The following is a 14072-nucleotide window of genomic DNA, read 5'->3' on the forward strand; positions in this document are numbered from 1 at the left end:
ACATGTAGAATTACCTCCACTAATTGTATATATTTGTAAAATAAAGAATTATAGGTAAAAATCTTTCAAATGTATACTTGTCATACCTCTGTCATCATTGAATTATAACAAAAAAAGCCTACTTAAAGTAGACTTTCTATTTTATATCAAAAATATAACTTATCTAGTTTTTAAATATTTATAAATTTTAAACTTAAGGCTAGTTAGGAGCTACTGAATTTAATTCACATGATAAACCATTCCAGTAAATCATTAACTCGCAAGTAATAGCTCCTCAATCCTTCATCACACTACTCAAACATTAAAATAAGCTCTTATGGTGGCTAAACACTAAATAAAATGTTCCTCTCAGGAACACTTGTTGAAATTCCAATACTTTCAGTATAAAAAAACCGACCTCTTATATTCGATTTTAAACAATCAAGGTATAAACACATGTAATCATTTTTACGAAGTCTTAAAAAGGCATCTACGAGGTCAAATTTTTCTAATAAAAAAAGATACCTTCTCACAGAAAATATCTTTTAAAATTTCATTACTAATAATTTTAAAGTATTGTTTAAATATATAAATTATTCCAAGTTACTAATAGTATCCTCCCCATATTTTTCTACTAATTTATAAGTAATTTCAGTAGAAATGTTTTCCAGATGTTTTTCTTGATTTTCAATTTCATCTTCTAAAACATCTTGTTGTTCTTCTAACTTATCAAGTTTTTCTTCATCTTCTTTTGATAAAGTTTCTTTCTTATTTATTTTATTTTCTTCTAATCCAATATTAATAATTTCAATATACTTATTATAAATATCTCTTGATACTTCAATTATCTTGTCATGTAATTTATCTATATTTTCATCATCTGGTTTAAACTTAGTAATTTCTTCTATCAAATCTTTATATCTTTCTTTGTTGTCCCCATAAATATATTCATTTGAATTATAGTCATCTTTTGAGGAATGTTCTTTTTCATAACTATTTTCGTACTTATCATATTTATTATTTTCCTCATAATTATAAATAGTATCTTGAACAACGTTTCCTAGTCTGGTTATATATTCTGTACAAACTACTTCTTCTGCATTTTCCTTTGGTGTAATATTTAATTTTTCTTCTTTACTATCACTACATCCAACAACCCCAAATCCTAATACCCCAATCATTAAAATCAACAATATTTTTTTAAACATAATATCTCCCCCTATTCTGATACTTTAATTATATCAAGTCTAAAGGAAAATTTATACTACAAAAGAAAGTCTACTTAAAGTAGACTTCTTAATTTTCTATTCATTATCAGCTAAGCTTGTAAAAGCGATTTTTTCTTCTTCATTATCCATTGCATTGATTAAGAAATTTTTAATGTCAGTTATATGTTGCCTAAAATAATTTTTATTTACTTTTTCATAAGCGAGTATTCTTTTTAACTTTCTTTCTAACTCTGCAATTAGTTTTTTATTTTTTATTACATACAATTCAGAGTTATAGCCTTTATATTCTCTTTCAATAAAATCATCAATAATTGGAATCACATCACTAATAAAGAATATTGATTTTGTTGTTGTTTTACCTAGATGATAATAACAAGATTCTATATTTGAATCTTCTTTATTAAGATATTTTTCTATCCTTTTCTTTGCCTTTTCATCTCTATGTGACCAATTTCCCATAGGTATAGCCCAATATAGACTATCATGTTCTTTGGATTTGATTAGACAAACTATTGGTCTTTCTTTTGAGTCATTCCAAACTCCTCCAATAGTTTTAATTAATCTATAAAACTCATTCTTAGCAAAATAAATCCCCTTCTCTTCCATTTCTCCTCCATAAGAAAAAGCCCTAATTAAAGGACTTTATCTGCAATGTTTTTTGCCATACATTGCTAAATGTATTTGTATCAAACAATGTTTTTTATTGCACATTGTGAAGCATCTTTGTAACATGACAATGTTTCAGCCGTACATTGTGAAACGTATTTAATAATTGTACTTATATGATACCACATTATAGCAATTAAGTCAATTTTTATGGAGGTTTAATTTTACATTTATTTTCCTATCTCTTTATCTAATATATCTTCTATATTATCAAAGTCCTGATGCCATATTTCTAATAATTTATATCCTTTATTATTAGCATATTCCCTTTTTCTTCTATCATGTTCTTGTTGCTTTTTGTATTGCTCCTCAGTCTGCATATTCGCAGTTCCATCATGAAACTCACCTTGATATTCTATTAACAATTTGTATTTTGGCAAATAAAAATCATATGATAAATTTCCACCTTTTAATCCTATTAAATCCTTAAATTGTTTTTCATAAGTATATTTAGTATTATTCTTACTTATCCATTTAACTATTTCTCTTTCTCCTTCAGACATAGAACATTCGTTGCATGAGACATTTTTTCTTTTGTTAATATCTGCTACTATTCTTTCAAATTCTACTCCGCATTTAGGGCATATAAATTTATATTTCTTACCACTTGATTTAGAAACTTTAAAAGATGATATTTTATTATTAGGACTCCATGATTGTGATAAATCAAAATTACTGTATCCGAATGAATCATATACATGAATTTTGTATCCTGATGATGGACTACAAAAACTACATCTTTTTCCATTAGTAAAATGACTACAACTAATTAAATAACTGTTATGGTATTCTTTAATTTGACATTTTATCCACACTTTTTTACGTGTACTTTTACTTATTGAAAATGGATTAACTATATTTTTTTTATAATCCCAGTACTTTATTAGAAAATCTTTATCAGTGTTATCTATATGATAATTCGCAAATGAATCTTTAAAATGTATTTTCTTTGAAGAGCAATATGGACATCTTTTGCCAGCCACAAAATTACTACATGATATACGATAACTTCCATGATAATTCTTTTCTACACATTTAATCCAAATTTTCAAATTCTCTTCATTAGAATTTTTAGAACTTCTATTTTTACTAATATGATATGGATTTTCTGTATTTTTTTCAAAATCCCAATATTTTTCGAGTGGTTCACATAATTCTTTTTCAATGTAATATGCAAATGAATTTTCGTATGAACCACAACACTTATCACATCTTCGATTTTGATTTATAAAATTATTGGCATTTACATTGTAAATCCTCCCACAGAATTTATGCTTAATTTCTATTCTTACTTGTCTATACATAACAACTTCAGCATTTGGCAATATATCTCCCGATAAAAAACATCTTATGTATTCATATTCTCCATCCTTTTCAACCTCATATTTATATCTTTCTTGTATTTTTCTTTTTTTACATTCATTACATCTTAAAGCTCCTTTGCCTTTTATAGTACCCCAAGTTCTCTTTTCTATTATATTCCCACATTCACATCTCCATTTATGGCCATATCTATTCCCACCATATATCTCATCAACCAACTCTAAATCAACATCATGTTCCTTCAATAATCTATTAACTTCATCTCTACACATACCCTTCTTCAACTTAACATCTTTAACCACAATCTCACCTTCTCCAAAAGTAAATTACATTTAAAACATATCCATCAATGTACTTGTCTAAACAACCAATCCATAGACCTTCTGAATCCAGTCTCAGCCTTTAACCTATAAGCTTCCTCAAAACTATCTTCTACATTACTAAACATATTCAGTCTATCTAAATATTTCTCTATCACGTAAACTGGGATTACCTCAAAGAATAATTCATTTTCTATTATGTATACTAACCCATTTATATCATGCTCTCTTGCCCTATCTAAGAACTTCTTAATTATAACCAATAAAGAGTCATCTTGTTTTACAAGCCTTATCATTTTAATTCTTTGCTCATTTTTTTCTAAAATATCCCCTTGAAATCTTCCTGCTACCTTAATTATACTCATACCCAATCCTCCTTATATTAATATTTGTATTTTTTATAAGAAGTTGATATAATCAAGTTAGCTTTGTTGATGATTATATCAACCATGTAAAGGTTCTACCACTCGCCAAAGTCTGTAGAGCCTTTTAATTCAAATCATACATAGTCATACATTTGTTGTATTTTGTATGATTATATTATAATACCATTTTTTACTATTTTCAACCTTTTGTAGGAATATTTTTTACAAACGTAGGATTTTGTTGTATAATTGATAAAAGGAGTGATATAGATGGATGAAAATAATATAGGGAAAAATATAAAAAAATATAGACTTTTAAAAGGATGGACACAAGAACAATTAGCGAAAGAATCTGGTCTTTCAAAAAATGCTATTTATAATTATGAAAATGACAAAAGAAATCCAAATATAAAATTTTTATATCAAATTGCTGAAGCTTTAGATGTCGACTATGAAAATATCATTGATAATCAAGAAAATTCCAAGGAATCTACCAGTCAATTGAAAAGACAAATTGAAAGTAAAGCAATCAAAGAAAAAATGCTTGCTTTAACTGAAAGTTCTATTTCATATGCTCTAAAAATTATATCTGAAAATCCAAATGACGAAGAGGCATACTGTCTTTTGGCATCCTCATACCTTCTAGTTGATAAATATAAAGAGGCTATTAAAGTTTATCAAAAAGCAATTGACATTAATTCTGAATGTATAAAAGCACATGAGGGATTAGGAGATGTATATATTATATTAAAAAGATATGAAGATGCTATTGAAAAATTTTCAAAAATTCTTAATATAAATGAAGATTATATAGATGCATATATGAAAAGAGGAAGAGCATACGAAAATATGGGGCTTTATGATTCGGCGATGAGTGATTATTCAATTTATATGAGTAAAAAAGATAACTATTCAGAATCAACATCTGCTACATCATATTCTAAAATTATTAAATCAGAAGCATCAAATAATATAGAAAAAAATAATAAATTATTCAAAAAAACTAGTTTATTAGATGAATTGTATTCAAAGTGTCAGGAACTGAATAATGATGAATTAGAAGCAATTCTTAATATTGTAAATGTTTTTAATAAACAAAAAGAAGAGGATGATTAATATACGCCTCTTTTTTTGTACCCTGTTAGCCTAATGTTGAAATTCCAACAAGTATACACTATGAAAACACTTTTATTTTACTATAAAAAAAGACAGCTATATAAGCTGCCTTAATATTTTTAACTTTTTCATCAATATGTTTGTCTAACCAAATAATCTATAGTCCTTCTGAATCCATTTTCTGCTTTTAATATATAAGCTTCTTCAAATCTACATTCTATATCAGTATACCTGTTCAATGTATCTATATATCTACATATCGTCGGAACAGAAATCCTTTCAAAGAATAACTCGTTTTCTATTATGTATCTTACATTTTTCAAATTGTAATCTTTCACACTATCTAAAAATCTTTTAATTATAATCATCAAATTACTATCGTCTTTGACATTCCTTATCATCTGAACCCTTTTTGAGTTTCTTTGCAATGTATCCCCATCGAATTTGTGAACTGTTTTAATTATACACATAAGCAGTCACCACTCTAATTATTCCAAGTATATACATCATCCATGCTTTCTATACCATCTATCATTGCATGAACCTCATTGAATTTAGTAACTGGTATATCCTCCCATTTAGTTACATTATATATTGAAAATAATCTTGTCACTACAGTTCTATAATCATAGTTATAAGCATTAACACTATATCCTTTTAATTCTGATAGCTTTATCTTTAGCAATTTTGATAACATTCTTGTGTTCTTAGCTTTGAATCCTATCATATTCTTCATTTCTTGGAATTGCTTATCTTGTTTCTTATATTTCTTATCTAATTTACTTTCTATTTGATTAAATCTAGTATCTATTTTCTTGTCATTTTCTATTGCAACTTGTTTAATCCCAGCAAGTATACCATTTAATATCATCGGAGTTACTCTTTCTTCTAAGTTGTTTATATCATATGAACCAGTTTGTCTTATACTTGGCAAAACTTCTTTTGTAACCCAATTTTTAAATTTTTTAGCATTTGGTAATTTGCTTGATAGTATTAAACCATATAGTCCACTTTCATTAATCATAATTAAATTTTGCTTTCCACGAGGGGTGTCCATTTCGTTCACCCCTTTATCATCCTCATCCACATGAGTTCTTATAGCTTTTTGAGGATTAGAATATCCTAATTTTTCTGCTATATCTTTGCCTACAAACCAAATTTCATTATCTATCTCTATTGTTCTTATTTCTCCAAAATCTTCATTTTTAAATATTTGCAAATTATTCATCATATAAAATCCTCCTCAAATTCATTGTAAGAAGTATCACTCTATGATAGAATATTTCATAGAGAATAACTTCTTGTATAAAGTAGTCCATCGTTACTTTGGTCGGAGCGTGGGCTACTTTTTATTTGTTTTCCAAAAGTAAATCTACTCCTTTTCTTATTGCTTCTGTTCTAGTAATATTTTCTTTCTCACAATAATCTAACAATTTCTTATGAGTGTTTTCATCAAATCTTACTTTAACATCAACATTTTTAGGATTATTTATTTTTGGTCTTCCCATCTTAGAACTCATTATTACACCTCACTTTTTGTGTTCCACAATATAATTGTATTATTCGTGTTCCAAAAAGTCAATGTATTTTCCAAATTTTTCTAATAATTTTTTTCAATCAATCAATTTGAGAAAGGTCGATTTGCTTAATAATTTTGTCTTGGCTGATGTCGTGAACTACTACTTCAGATATATCTTCTTTTAAATCTATTGTTTTTCTTAAATTCTCTCTATTAATTATTTTCATAATTAACTCCTCCCCTTTATTTATATCTTACTCAATGTTTCTCGAAATAAAACCTCCATTAACCTAAAATAATATTATACTAAAATCAAGATAACGAATGATAACATTCGTATACTTTTTGTTATCTTAACTTTAGTATAATAGCATCATGTCAAAATGTCAACAAAATATATACATTTGTTGTCATTTATGTTAAACTTATGAAAAAGGAGCTGATATTATGGGAATCGGAGAGAATATAAAAGCATTTAGAGTAGCTAACAAAATGACACAAGGACAATTAGCTGAAAAAGCAGGAATATCAAGGGTAGCATTAGGAAATTATGAAAGAGAAGAAAGAACTCCCAATTTAGAAATTATTAATAAAATATCACTAGCATTAGGTGTTTCTTCTGATATTGTAATAAATTTCAAAGAACTTACTGTTGATGCTTTACATGATTTAAAAGTTATTAATAGAATATCTATACCTTTATCAAAACACTACATAAGGTCAATAGAAGATATTATTAAATCAAATACTCTTAAAATAAAAGATAATATTGATGTTGCACAAGCTTATGCCACAAGAGGATTTTTTTATACATTGTTAGATATGTACGATGAAGCAATAAATGATTATAGCAAAGCAATAGAATTGAACGCTAGAATAATTAATATTATTTTTTATCTCCGCAGAGGAAATATTTACTCATTAATGGGATTAAAAGAAAAAGCATTTGAAGACTATAATAAATTTATTAAGTATTTTTTTAATATTAATGATTTATTAGATTCTAAATATGAATTACCTACTAAAGGACTTGAATTTAATGATATTGAAAAAATAGTCACTGAATCTGGAAAATTTTCATATGTACAAAGAAGTACTAATTTTACAGAAAATAAAAATAGTCAATCGAATCATTCTCTGAAAATACATCCAGTAAAAAATACGTTACACAATAAAATAAACCTACTAAATGATGATTGTCTAGACTTAATCTCCAATCTAGTAGATAAACTAATACAAGATAAAAACAATCTAAAGTAAGTATCTCAACAATCAGAGATGCTTATTTTTATTTATAACAGATAGACATGATTATTTATGTCACACTTCTTTCATCGTTGCAATTACTATGTAGCGTCATATTTCTTCAATAAAAAAAGACAATCCTAATTGACTGTCTCTATTGAATCACTATTTATTACTTAATCTATGTACAAATTTATCAAGAATGTTCTTAACTAATAGATTTACTTTCTTAGCATCCTTTAACCATTCAGCAATAGGTGGACTTAAAGTATAATATACTTTTATAAAAATTCTTCCTAACAAATGCTTAGATAAAATATCATCTCTAAATTTTCTTAGTACTAATACTTCTGGAGCATGATAAGAACCATATACTGCTGTTGCTATATAACACCCTCCAACTTCTCTTGTCATGTTAAGCTCAGGAGCTTTATATGATTCATCATATAGCTTTATTTTTTCTACAGTTTGATTGTATATAGCTTCCATTTTATCTTTAGAATCATTATCTGCCCATGCATTTTTACGGTCTTTAGAAATTTCAACACAACAAGATACAATTAAATTTAATGAATTTAAATAAACTGTTAGACCCTTATTGTCTTTTAAATCAAAATAATACTCTAAAAAATTTGTATTATAAAATAAAATATCCATACATCCAGTTAAATTACCCCAATAAAATTCGGCAGCATCATCACATTCCCAATTTTTAGAATAAAAATTACTTGCTGAATAAAATATCTCCTCAGAAATATTCTCTAATTCTTTAACTATTCTATATTTATGCGTTTTAATTTCTGATTCATCTGTTGATATTTTATTTAATAATTCCCATGATTTATCTACATAAGCTAAAGTTTCAGGTATACGCATATCTGATAAATTAGAACCTCTTACTGCACAAAGCCCCTTGAAGAATAAAGCTTTATAATCATCTGGATTATACTCTAATATTCTACAATAATAATTGTATGCATCATCCATACTACCTGCTTCATATGATGTTTGTGCTAGTTTTAAAATATTTTCTATACGTTTTGTTTCACTCATTTCGACAGTTGAAGCATCGTTTTTTACTATAATTTTTTCCCCACAATTTATACAGAAACAAGCTTCTTTAGAATCATCCACCATAATGCTTTCTTTGCATTTAGGACACTTCACTTCCTTTTGACTCATAATATCCCCTCACATTCAATATTCTATAGTTAATAGAATTATAGCATATATTGCCATATTATGGATATTATATACTTGTCATTATTACAATCATGTAGTAAAGATAGAATAAATAATATCTTAAAATAAAAAAGACAACCTCAATTGATTGTCTTTTAATACCTATTTCTATCTATTTAGGTTTACGTTTCTTTGTACTAGTTTTTGTATATGATATTCCAGTCCCAGGGATACTTAATGTAGCTGATTTTCTTCCTTTTGAATTAACTGATACTCTAGCACCTTTAACACCAGCACTTATCCCTACACTTTTCTTCCCTAAATTTAATTTTAATCCACCGCCTAGATTTATGCTTTTTCTAAAATTAAATCCCACAGATAAAACCTCCCTTATATATTTCAAATAAATATACTTAAAATTATCCTTGTCATACACTTGTCATCATTGGCATATCTAGTATCTATATCTTTTTATGCTTTTTCTTTCTATATACTACTCCAGCAATTACTGCTACAGTTCCAGCTCCAACACCATATGTAATATTTCTACTTTTCTCTTCTTCTCTTTTTTCTAATCCATCATCATATATACCTTTTAACTTAGTCTCAATAGACTTCATTTCACTTGGTACACTAAAATCTTCTTCATTATATCCTTGATTATAGATATCTTCCTTTACTTTAGGTAACTTAACTTTACCATTATCATATCCTTCTTTAAACCAATTAGAATATTTAACATTACCTATAGTTGATGTATCAAATTTTTCTCCTTTGATAGCACTCTCAAATCCTTGAGTGTTATAATCATTCTTCAATTGCTCTTGTATTTCATCATAAGCACTATTATAAGCATCTTTAAACTCAGAATCTATATTTTCTTCAAATGTCATTTTCTCTTTATCTTTGTTGCTATCCTCTATTCCCTTAGCTTTATATTCTTCTATCTTTTTAGTCTTATATTCATTATATCCATTTGAATATCCAGTATCATAAGCACTTTTTAAAGCTTCTTTTTCATATGTATTATTAGATTTAACACCTGTAAGTCCTAAATTATATCCAGCCTCTTCAGCTGCCTTTTCTTCTTCTTCTAATTTAGCCTTGCCTTTTTCATATCCTTCTGAGTACTTTGATTCATATGTATCACTGTAATCTCCACTATAACTTGCTGAACTATAGCTTCCCTTATACCCATCCTCGTATCCTTGATTATATCCTTTTTCTCCAACAGATTTCTTTTGCTTTTCTTCATTATTAACTGAAGTGGTTGTTGTTCCAGAGCTACTTCCTCCACTAGTATAAGGACAACCACCATTATTATGTAGATGAGCTGGATAACCACCACAATGATAGTGATAGCTTCCTAATCCAGATTTATTCTTGTTGTCACGATGACCTCCAGATGAATCAGTTCTTCCTGAGTGTGCATATGAAAAGCTCCCTATACTAATCATAGCCACACTCATTACTATAGCTATTAACTTTTTCTTAAACATAATATATTTCCCCCTAAAATATTCTATATTTTTATTATATCAGTCAATATATTATGTTTAAACGGTTAAAATTCGACAAAGATAAAACTCTATATCTTAATAATATATACAATCCACTACAATAATTTCTTATTTTACTGTCATACTTCTGTCATCATTGGTATAACTTCAATACAAGTTATCCAATAAAAAAGAGACAATCAATTTTGATTGTCTTTAATATATGTAAATTTAATTATCTTAATGCTTTATTCTAACTAAATAATCCATAGTCCTCCTAAACCCATTCTTTGCCTTTAACCTATATGCATATTTAAAATCTTCTATATTACAATTTTTATTTAATTTAATTATGTATTTATTTATTATATAATCAGGAACTTTTTCATAAAATAATTCATTTTCTATTATATATTGAACACCCTGCAAATTATATTCTCTTATGTATTTAAAAAACTTTTCAATCTTGATTAGCAAATCATCATCTGTTATCTTTTTAATCATATTAATACGTTGTTCATTTTTCTCTAATATATTACCTCTAAATATTTCAGACGCTTTAATTATACCCATATTATTTGTGAAATTTCTTGATTCTTCCATAAGTGTCATCCCCTATAATTTTATTATATACTTTAAAATCTTTAATAAAAACGCTTCAAGATTGTTGTTAGAAATTTCTAAAAATAGGATACGTATCTTTTAAGTATATAATAAATTCTTTTCAATAAAAAATCAAGGGAACAGGCATGAACGTAGTGAAAAACGGATTTAACGTAATTTCAAGAATATATTTATTCATTTTTCAATTAGAAATGATTTTTTTTATTCATTTTTATTTTAAAATTCGCCACACACAAGTGAGGTGAAAATTTCTTTAAAACTATTATATCTTCTGAAAGAAATGGTTGCTTTTATATCTTCTCTTTCTCCTAATATTACTTCTCTATGATTATAGTCTCTAACTTCTAATAAATTTATTAAAAAACTTTTGTGGCATCTAAAGAAAATTTCATTGGGAAGGCTCTCTTCTATTTTTTTAATTTTTGTACATGTAAAAAAACTTTCAGTCTTAGTATGAACTTTTATATACTTGCCCACACTTTCTATGCATACTATTGACTCTAATTTTATAACTTTTGTTCCATCTTTCACTTTAAATTCAATTAATTTTTTTTCTTTAGCTTTTTCAAAAAAATATTTTGTCATCATGCTCTCAAATTTATTATATGAAATTGGTTTTACTAAATAATGATAAGCTCCAACATCATAACCTTGCAAAGCATATTCTGTGAATGCCGTTGTAAACACTATAGAAACATCTTTATCTATTTTCCTTATTTCTTTTGCAGTATCAAGTCCATTTATTCTTTCAAAATGTTTGAATTCTATATCCATAAAAATTATGTCTACTTTAGTATAATTCTTCAACAATTCTTCTCCATTTTTGAAACTAATAATTTTGTATTTATTTTCTTGCAAAAACATTTCTATATATTCAAACATTATAGTTCTCTGAATCTCTTCATCTTCACATATAGCTATTTTAAACACAATAACGCCCCCTAATATTTCTTTTTATACAAACAAATATTCCGGAATTATCATTTGTTATAACAATTCTAACACTTTTTTAGTGTTCTATAAATGAAAAAATATGTAATATATTGTTATTTAGTTTTGTTTTTTATCATTTTTTTTGTTTTTTATAAATTTAAATAAAATATTATATTTATACCATATTTCCAAAATCGCCAATTGTGGCGATTATTTATTATTTTTAATTAAATCCCCAACTCTGGGGATTTTCTAATTTTTCCATGTATATATATCATCTATTTCTTCTAAAGTGTCAATCAAAGCATGAACTTCATTAAATTTAGACACAGGTATGTCTTCCCATTTAGATACATTATATCTTGCAAAAATTTTAGTAGCTGTAGTTCTATAATCATAATCATTTGCATTAACATTATATCCCTTAATATAAGATAGTTTTAACTTCAATAGTTTAGATAGCATAGCTGTATTTTTAGACCTAAAACCAATTAGATTTTTTACCTCATTAATCTTTTCATCCATTCTATTTTTTATCTGGTTGAATCTATAATCTATTTTCTTATCATTTTCTATTGAAAATTGCTCAAATCCAGCTAACATACCATTTAACATGATTGGTATTAATACATCTTTTATATTGTCATGATTCATATTATATGAACCAGTTTTACGAATAGATGGTAGTACTTCGTCTGCAACCCAATCTTGAAACCTTTCAGCTTCTTTCTTTTTGGATTTAAAAATTAATTTATATACTCCACTTTCAGTTAGAAAGTTCTCTCCTGCATTATTTAATTTTCGGATATGCATATTGTGCATATCTGAATTAGTCAGTTTAACTACCTGATTATCATTAAATTTTCTAATACTGCTGTTAACATCTGAAATCTCTAAACATTTTGCTACATGTTTTGGATTAAATAAAATCTTTCCCTCAAACTCAAATATTTCTACTTCCTTACCTTCAAATACCATTAAATTATTCATATTTTAATCTCCCTTTTATTTGATTAACTAAAGAGATTAGAATATAGATAACATTAGACTAATCTCTTTAGTCTTTTTTTTATTTAATTATCAATGTTATCTTTTAGATTTGTTAACTTAGAATTGCATCCATGATTTGCTTTTTAGAAATGATTATATTATTTTAACTTAACAAACTTTTTCTTCTATAACTGAAATCCACTCATTCTTTAACTCTTCAACGTCATTCTCAAATAACTTACATGCTATCTCATATAATTGAGGTATCATGTTCATTTCTCTTTCAATATAATCTATCTTATTTTTAATTTTAGGTTTAATGTCACAATTATTGATTCTTCTCTTTAAATCGAGGTGATATTTTTTCTCAAACTCACTATATAATAAATTCCATCTTTTACTAAAACTCTTAGGCTCTGCTTTATATTTAACTATCTGGTTTATCCTCTGTCTTTTCTCTGCTAGACTTATATCTTCTACAAGTCCGATTATCACATCTTCCTTATGGACAACTTCTTCTTCCAGTTGTTTTCTTTTCGCTCTCTCCTCTTTTAGGTCTGTGGCAAGTCTTATGATTGTGTCTGGATTAGATAATATTTCCTCTATTTTTGAATTAGTTAAGTATCCGCCATGTTTACGGATATTTGGAAGAACTTCATCAAATACCCAATCTTGAAATCTCTCCGCTTCTTCTTTTCTTGATTTGAATATTAGTTTATAAACTCCACTTTCAGTAAGAAAATTTTCTCCTGTATTGTGCAATTTTCTAAAGTCAGTACTATTGATTTTAGAATTAGTTAACTTAATTACTTGTTTTTCATTCATATTTCTCAAATTTTCATTTACATTTTTTATATCCAAGCACTCTGCTACATGTTTTGGATTGAATAAAATCTTCCCCTCAAATTCAAATACTTCAACTTCTTTCCCTTCAAACACCATCAAATTATTCATTCTCTAATCTCCCTTTAAATTTTATTTTCACCAAAGAGATTAGAACGATATCAATAACCACATACTAACCTCTTTAGTAATACCTCATTATGTAATTATTGATATCTTCTTATGTCCCCACATAAACA

General features: G+C 26.7%; 17 protein-coding genes. 2 read left to right on the plus strand and 15 right to left on the minus strand.

The features are described 5' to 3' along the window. Positions 1 to 572 precede the first annotated feature (572 nt). From ACTG46_RS21300 to ACTG46_RS21315, 4 genes are all read right to left on the minus strand, one after another. Positions 573 to 1187 carry a hypothetical protein gene (locus tag ACTG46_RS21300; RefSeq protein ID WP_479924330.1) on the minus strand — a complete coding sequence of 205 codons (615 nt, stop codon included), beginning with the start codon at positions 1185 to 1187 and terminating at the stop codon, positions 573 to 575. Positions 1188 to 1283: 96 nt separating this feature from the next. Then, a complete protein-coding gene (locus ACTG46_RS21305; protein ID WP_243193478.1) occupies positions 1284 to 1814 on the minus strand; it encodes a hypothetical protein in 531 nt (176 codons plus the stop codon). Positions 1815 to 2044: 230 nt separating this feature from the next. Then, a complete protein-coding gene (locus ACTG46_RS21310; RefSeq protein WP_479924331.1) occupies positions 2045 to 3499 on the minus strand; it encodes a zinc-ribbon domain-containing protein in 1455 nt (484 codons plus the stop codon). A 44-nt stretch (positions 3500 to 3543) separates the two neighbouring features. After that, entirely contained in the window at positions 3544 to 3882 is a 339-nt protein-coding gene (locus ACTG46_RS21315) for a hypothetical protein (RefSeq protein ID WP_479924332.1), read from the minus strand. A 270-nt stretch (positions 3883 to 4152) separates the two neighbouring features. Here ACTG46_RS21315 and ACTG46_RS21320 point away from each other — a divergent pair, with 270 nt between their 5' ends. After that, on the plus strand, positions 4153 to 4998 hold the full coding sequence (locus ACTG46_RS21320) for a helix-turn-helix domain-containing protein (RefSeq protein ID WP_479924333.1): 846 nt from the start codon (positions 4153 to 4155) through the stop codon (positions 4996 to 4998). Between the two features lie 131 nt (positions 4999 to 5129). Here ACTG46_RS21320 and ACTG46_RS21325 read toward each other — a convergent pair whose 3' ends face one another. The 4 genes from ACTG46_RS21325 to ACTG46_RS21340 all read right to left on the minus strand — a co-directional run bounded on the left by ACTG46_RS21325 (position 5130) and on the right by ACTG46_RS21340 (position 6744). After that, positions 5130 to 5426, minus strand: a complete 297-nt coding sequence (locus ACTG46_RS21325; RefSeq protein ID WP_479924334.1) for a hypothetical protein — start codon at positions 5424 to 5426, stop codon at positions 5130 to 5132. A gap of 56 nt (positions 5427 to 5482) precedes the next feature. Beyond that, entirely contained in the window at positions 5483 to 6229 is a 747-nt protein-coding gene (locus tag ACTG46_RS21330; RefSeq protein ID WP_479924335.1) for a BRO-N domain-containing protein, read from the minus strand. Between the two features lie 118 nt (positions 6230 to 6347). After that, the gene (locus tag ACTG46_RS21335) at positions 6348 to 6518 is read right to left on the minus strand and encodes a CopG family transcriptional regulator (RefSeq protein ID WP_479924336.1); all 171 of its coding nucleotides are present in this window, start codon (positions 6516 to 6518) and stop codon (positions 6348 to 6350) included. A gap of 97 nt (positions 6519 to 6615) precedes the next feature. Continuing rightward, entirely contained in the window at positions 6616 to 6744 is a 129-nt protein-coding gene (locus ACTG46_RS21340; RefSeq protein ID WP_479924337.1) for a hypothetical protein, read from the minus strand. Positions 6745 to 6964: 220 nt separating this feature from the next. Between ACTG46_RS21340 and ACTG46_RS21345 the strand changes: the two genes are divergently transcribed. After that, positions 6965 to 7777, plus strand: coding sequence for a helix-turn-helix domain-containing protein (locus tag ACTG46_RS21345; RefSeq protein ID WP_479924338.1), 813 nt, complete (start codon positions 6965 to 6967; stop codon positions 7775 to 7777). 150 nt (positions 7778 to 7927) lie between these two features. Here the strand turns inward: ACTG46_RS21345 and ACTG46_RS21350 are convergent, their stop codons facing one another. From ACTG46_RS21350 to ACTG46_RS21380, 7 genes are all read right to left on the minus strand, one after another. Then, positions 7928 to 8944, minus strand: coding sequence for a TFIIB-type zinc ribbon-containing protein (locus ACTG46_RS21350; RefSeq protein WP_479924339.1), 1017 nt, complete (start codon positions 8942 to 8944; stop codon positions 7928 to 7930). Positions 8945 to 9116: 172 nt separating this feature from the next. After that, on the minus strand, positions 9117 to 9320 hold the full coding sequence (locus tag ACTG46_RS21355) for a DUF4236 domain-containing protein (RefSeq protein ID WP_003426228.1): 204 nt from the start codon (positions 9318 to 9320) through the stop codon (positions 9117 to 9119). An 85-nt stretch (positions 9321 to 9405) separates the two neighbouring features. Further along, positions 9406 to 10443, minus strand: coding sequence for a YHYH domain-containing protein (locus ACTG46_RS21360; RefSeq protein ID WP_479924340.1), 1038 nt, complete (start codon positions 10441 to 10443; stop codon positions 9406 to 9408). A 240-nt stretch (positions 10444 to 10683) separates the two neighbouring features. Further along, a complete protein-coding gene (locus tag ACTG46_RS21365) occupies positions 10684 to 11046 on the minus strand; it encodes a hypothetical protein (RefSeq protein ID WP_284182571.1) in 363 nt (120 codons plus the stop codon). 237 nt (positions 11047 to 11283) lie between these two features. Next, positions 11284 to 11997: a LytR/AlgR family response regulator transcription factor gene (locus ACTG46_RS21370; protein ID WP_479924341.1), complete on the minus strand. Its 714-nt coding sequence runs from the start codon at positions 11995 to 11997 to the stop codon at positions 11284 to 11286. Positions 11998 to 12252: 255 nt separating this feature from the next. Beyond that, positions 12253 to 12990, minus strand: coding sequence for a BRO-N domain-containing protein (locus tag ACTG46_RS21375; protein ID WP_479924342.1), 738 nt, complete (start codon positions 12988 to 12990; stop codon positions 12253 to 12255). A gap of 168 nt (positions 12991 to 13158) precedes the next feature. Next, positions 13159 to 13944, minus strand: coding sequence for a BRO-N domain-containing protein (locus ACTG46_RS21380; RefSeq protein WP_479924343.1), 786 nt, complete (start codon positions 13942 to 13944; stop codon positions 13159 to 13161). Between the last annotated feature and the right edge of the window lie 128 nt (positions 13945 to 14072).

The sequence above is a fragment of the Clostridioides sp. LIBA-7678 genome (genome assembly GCF_056716065.1).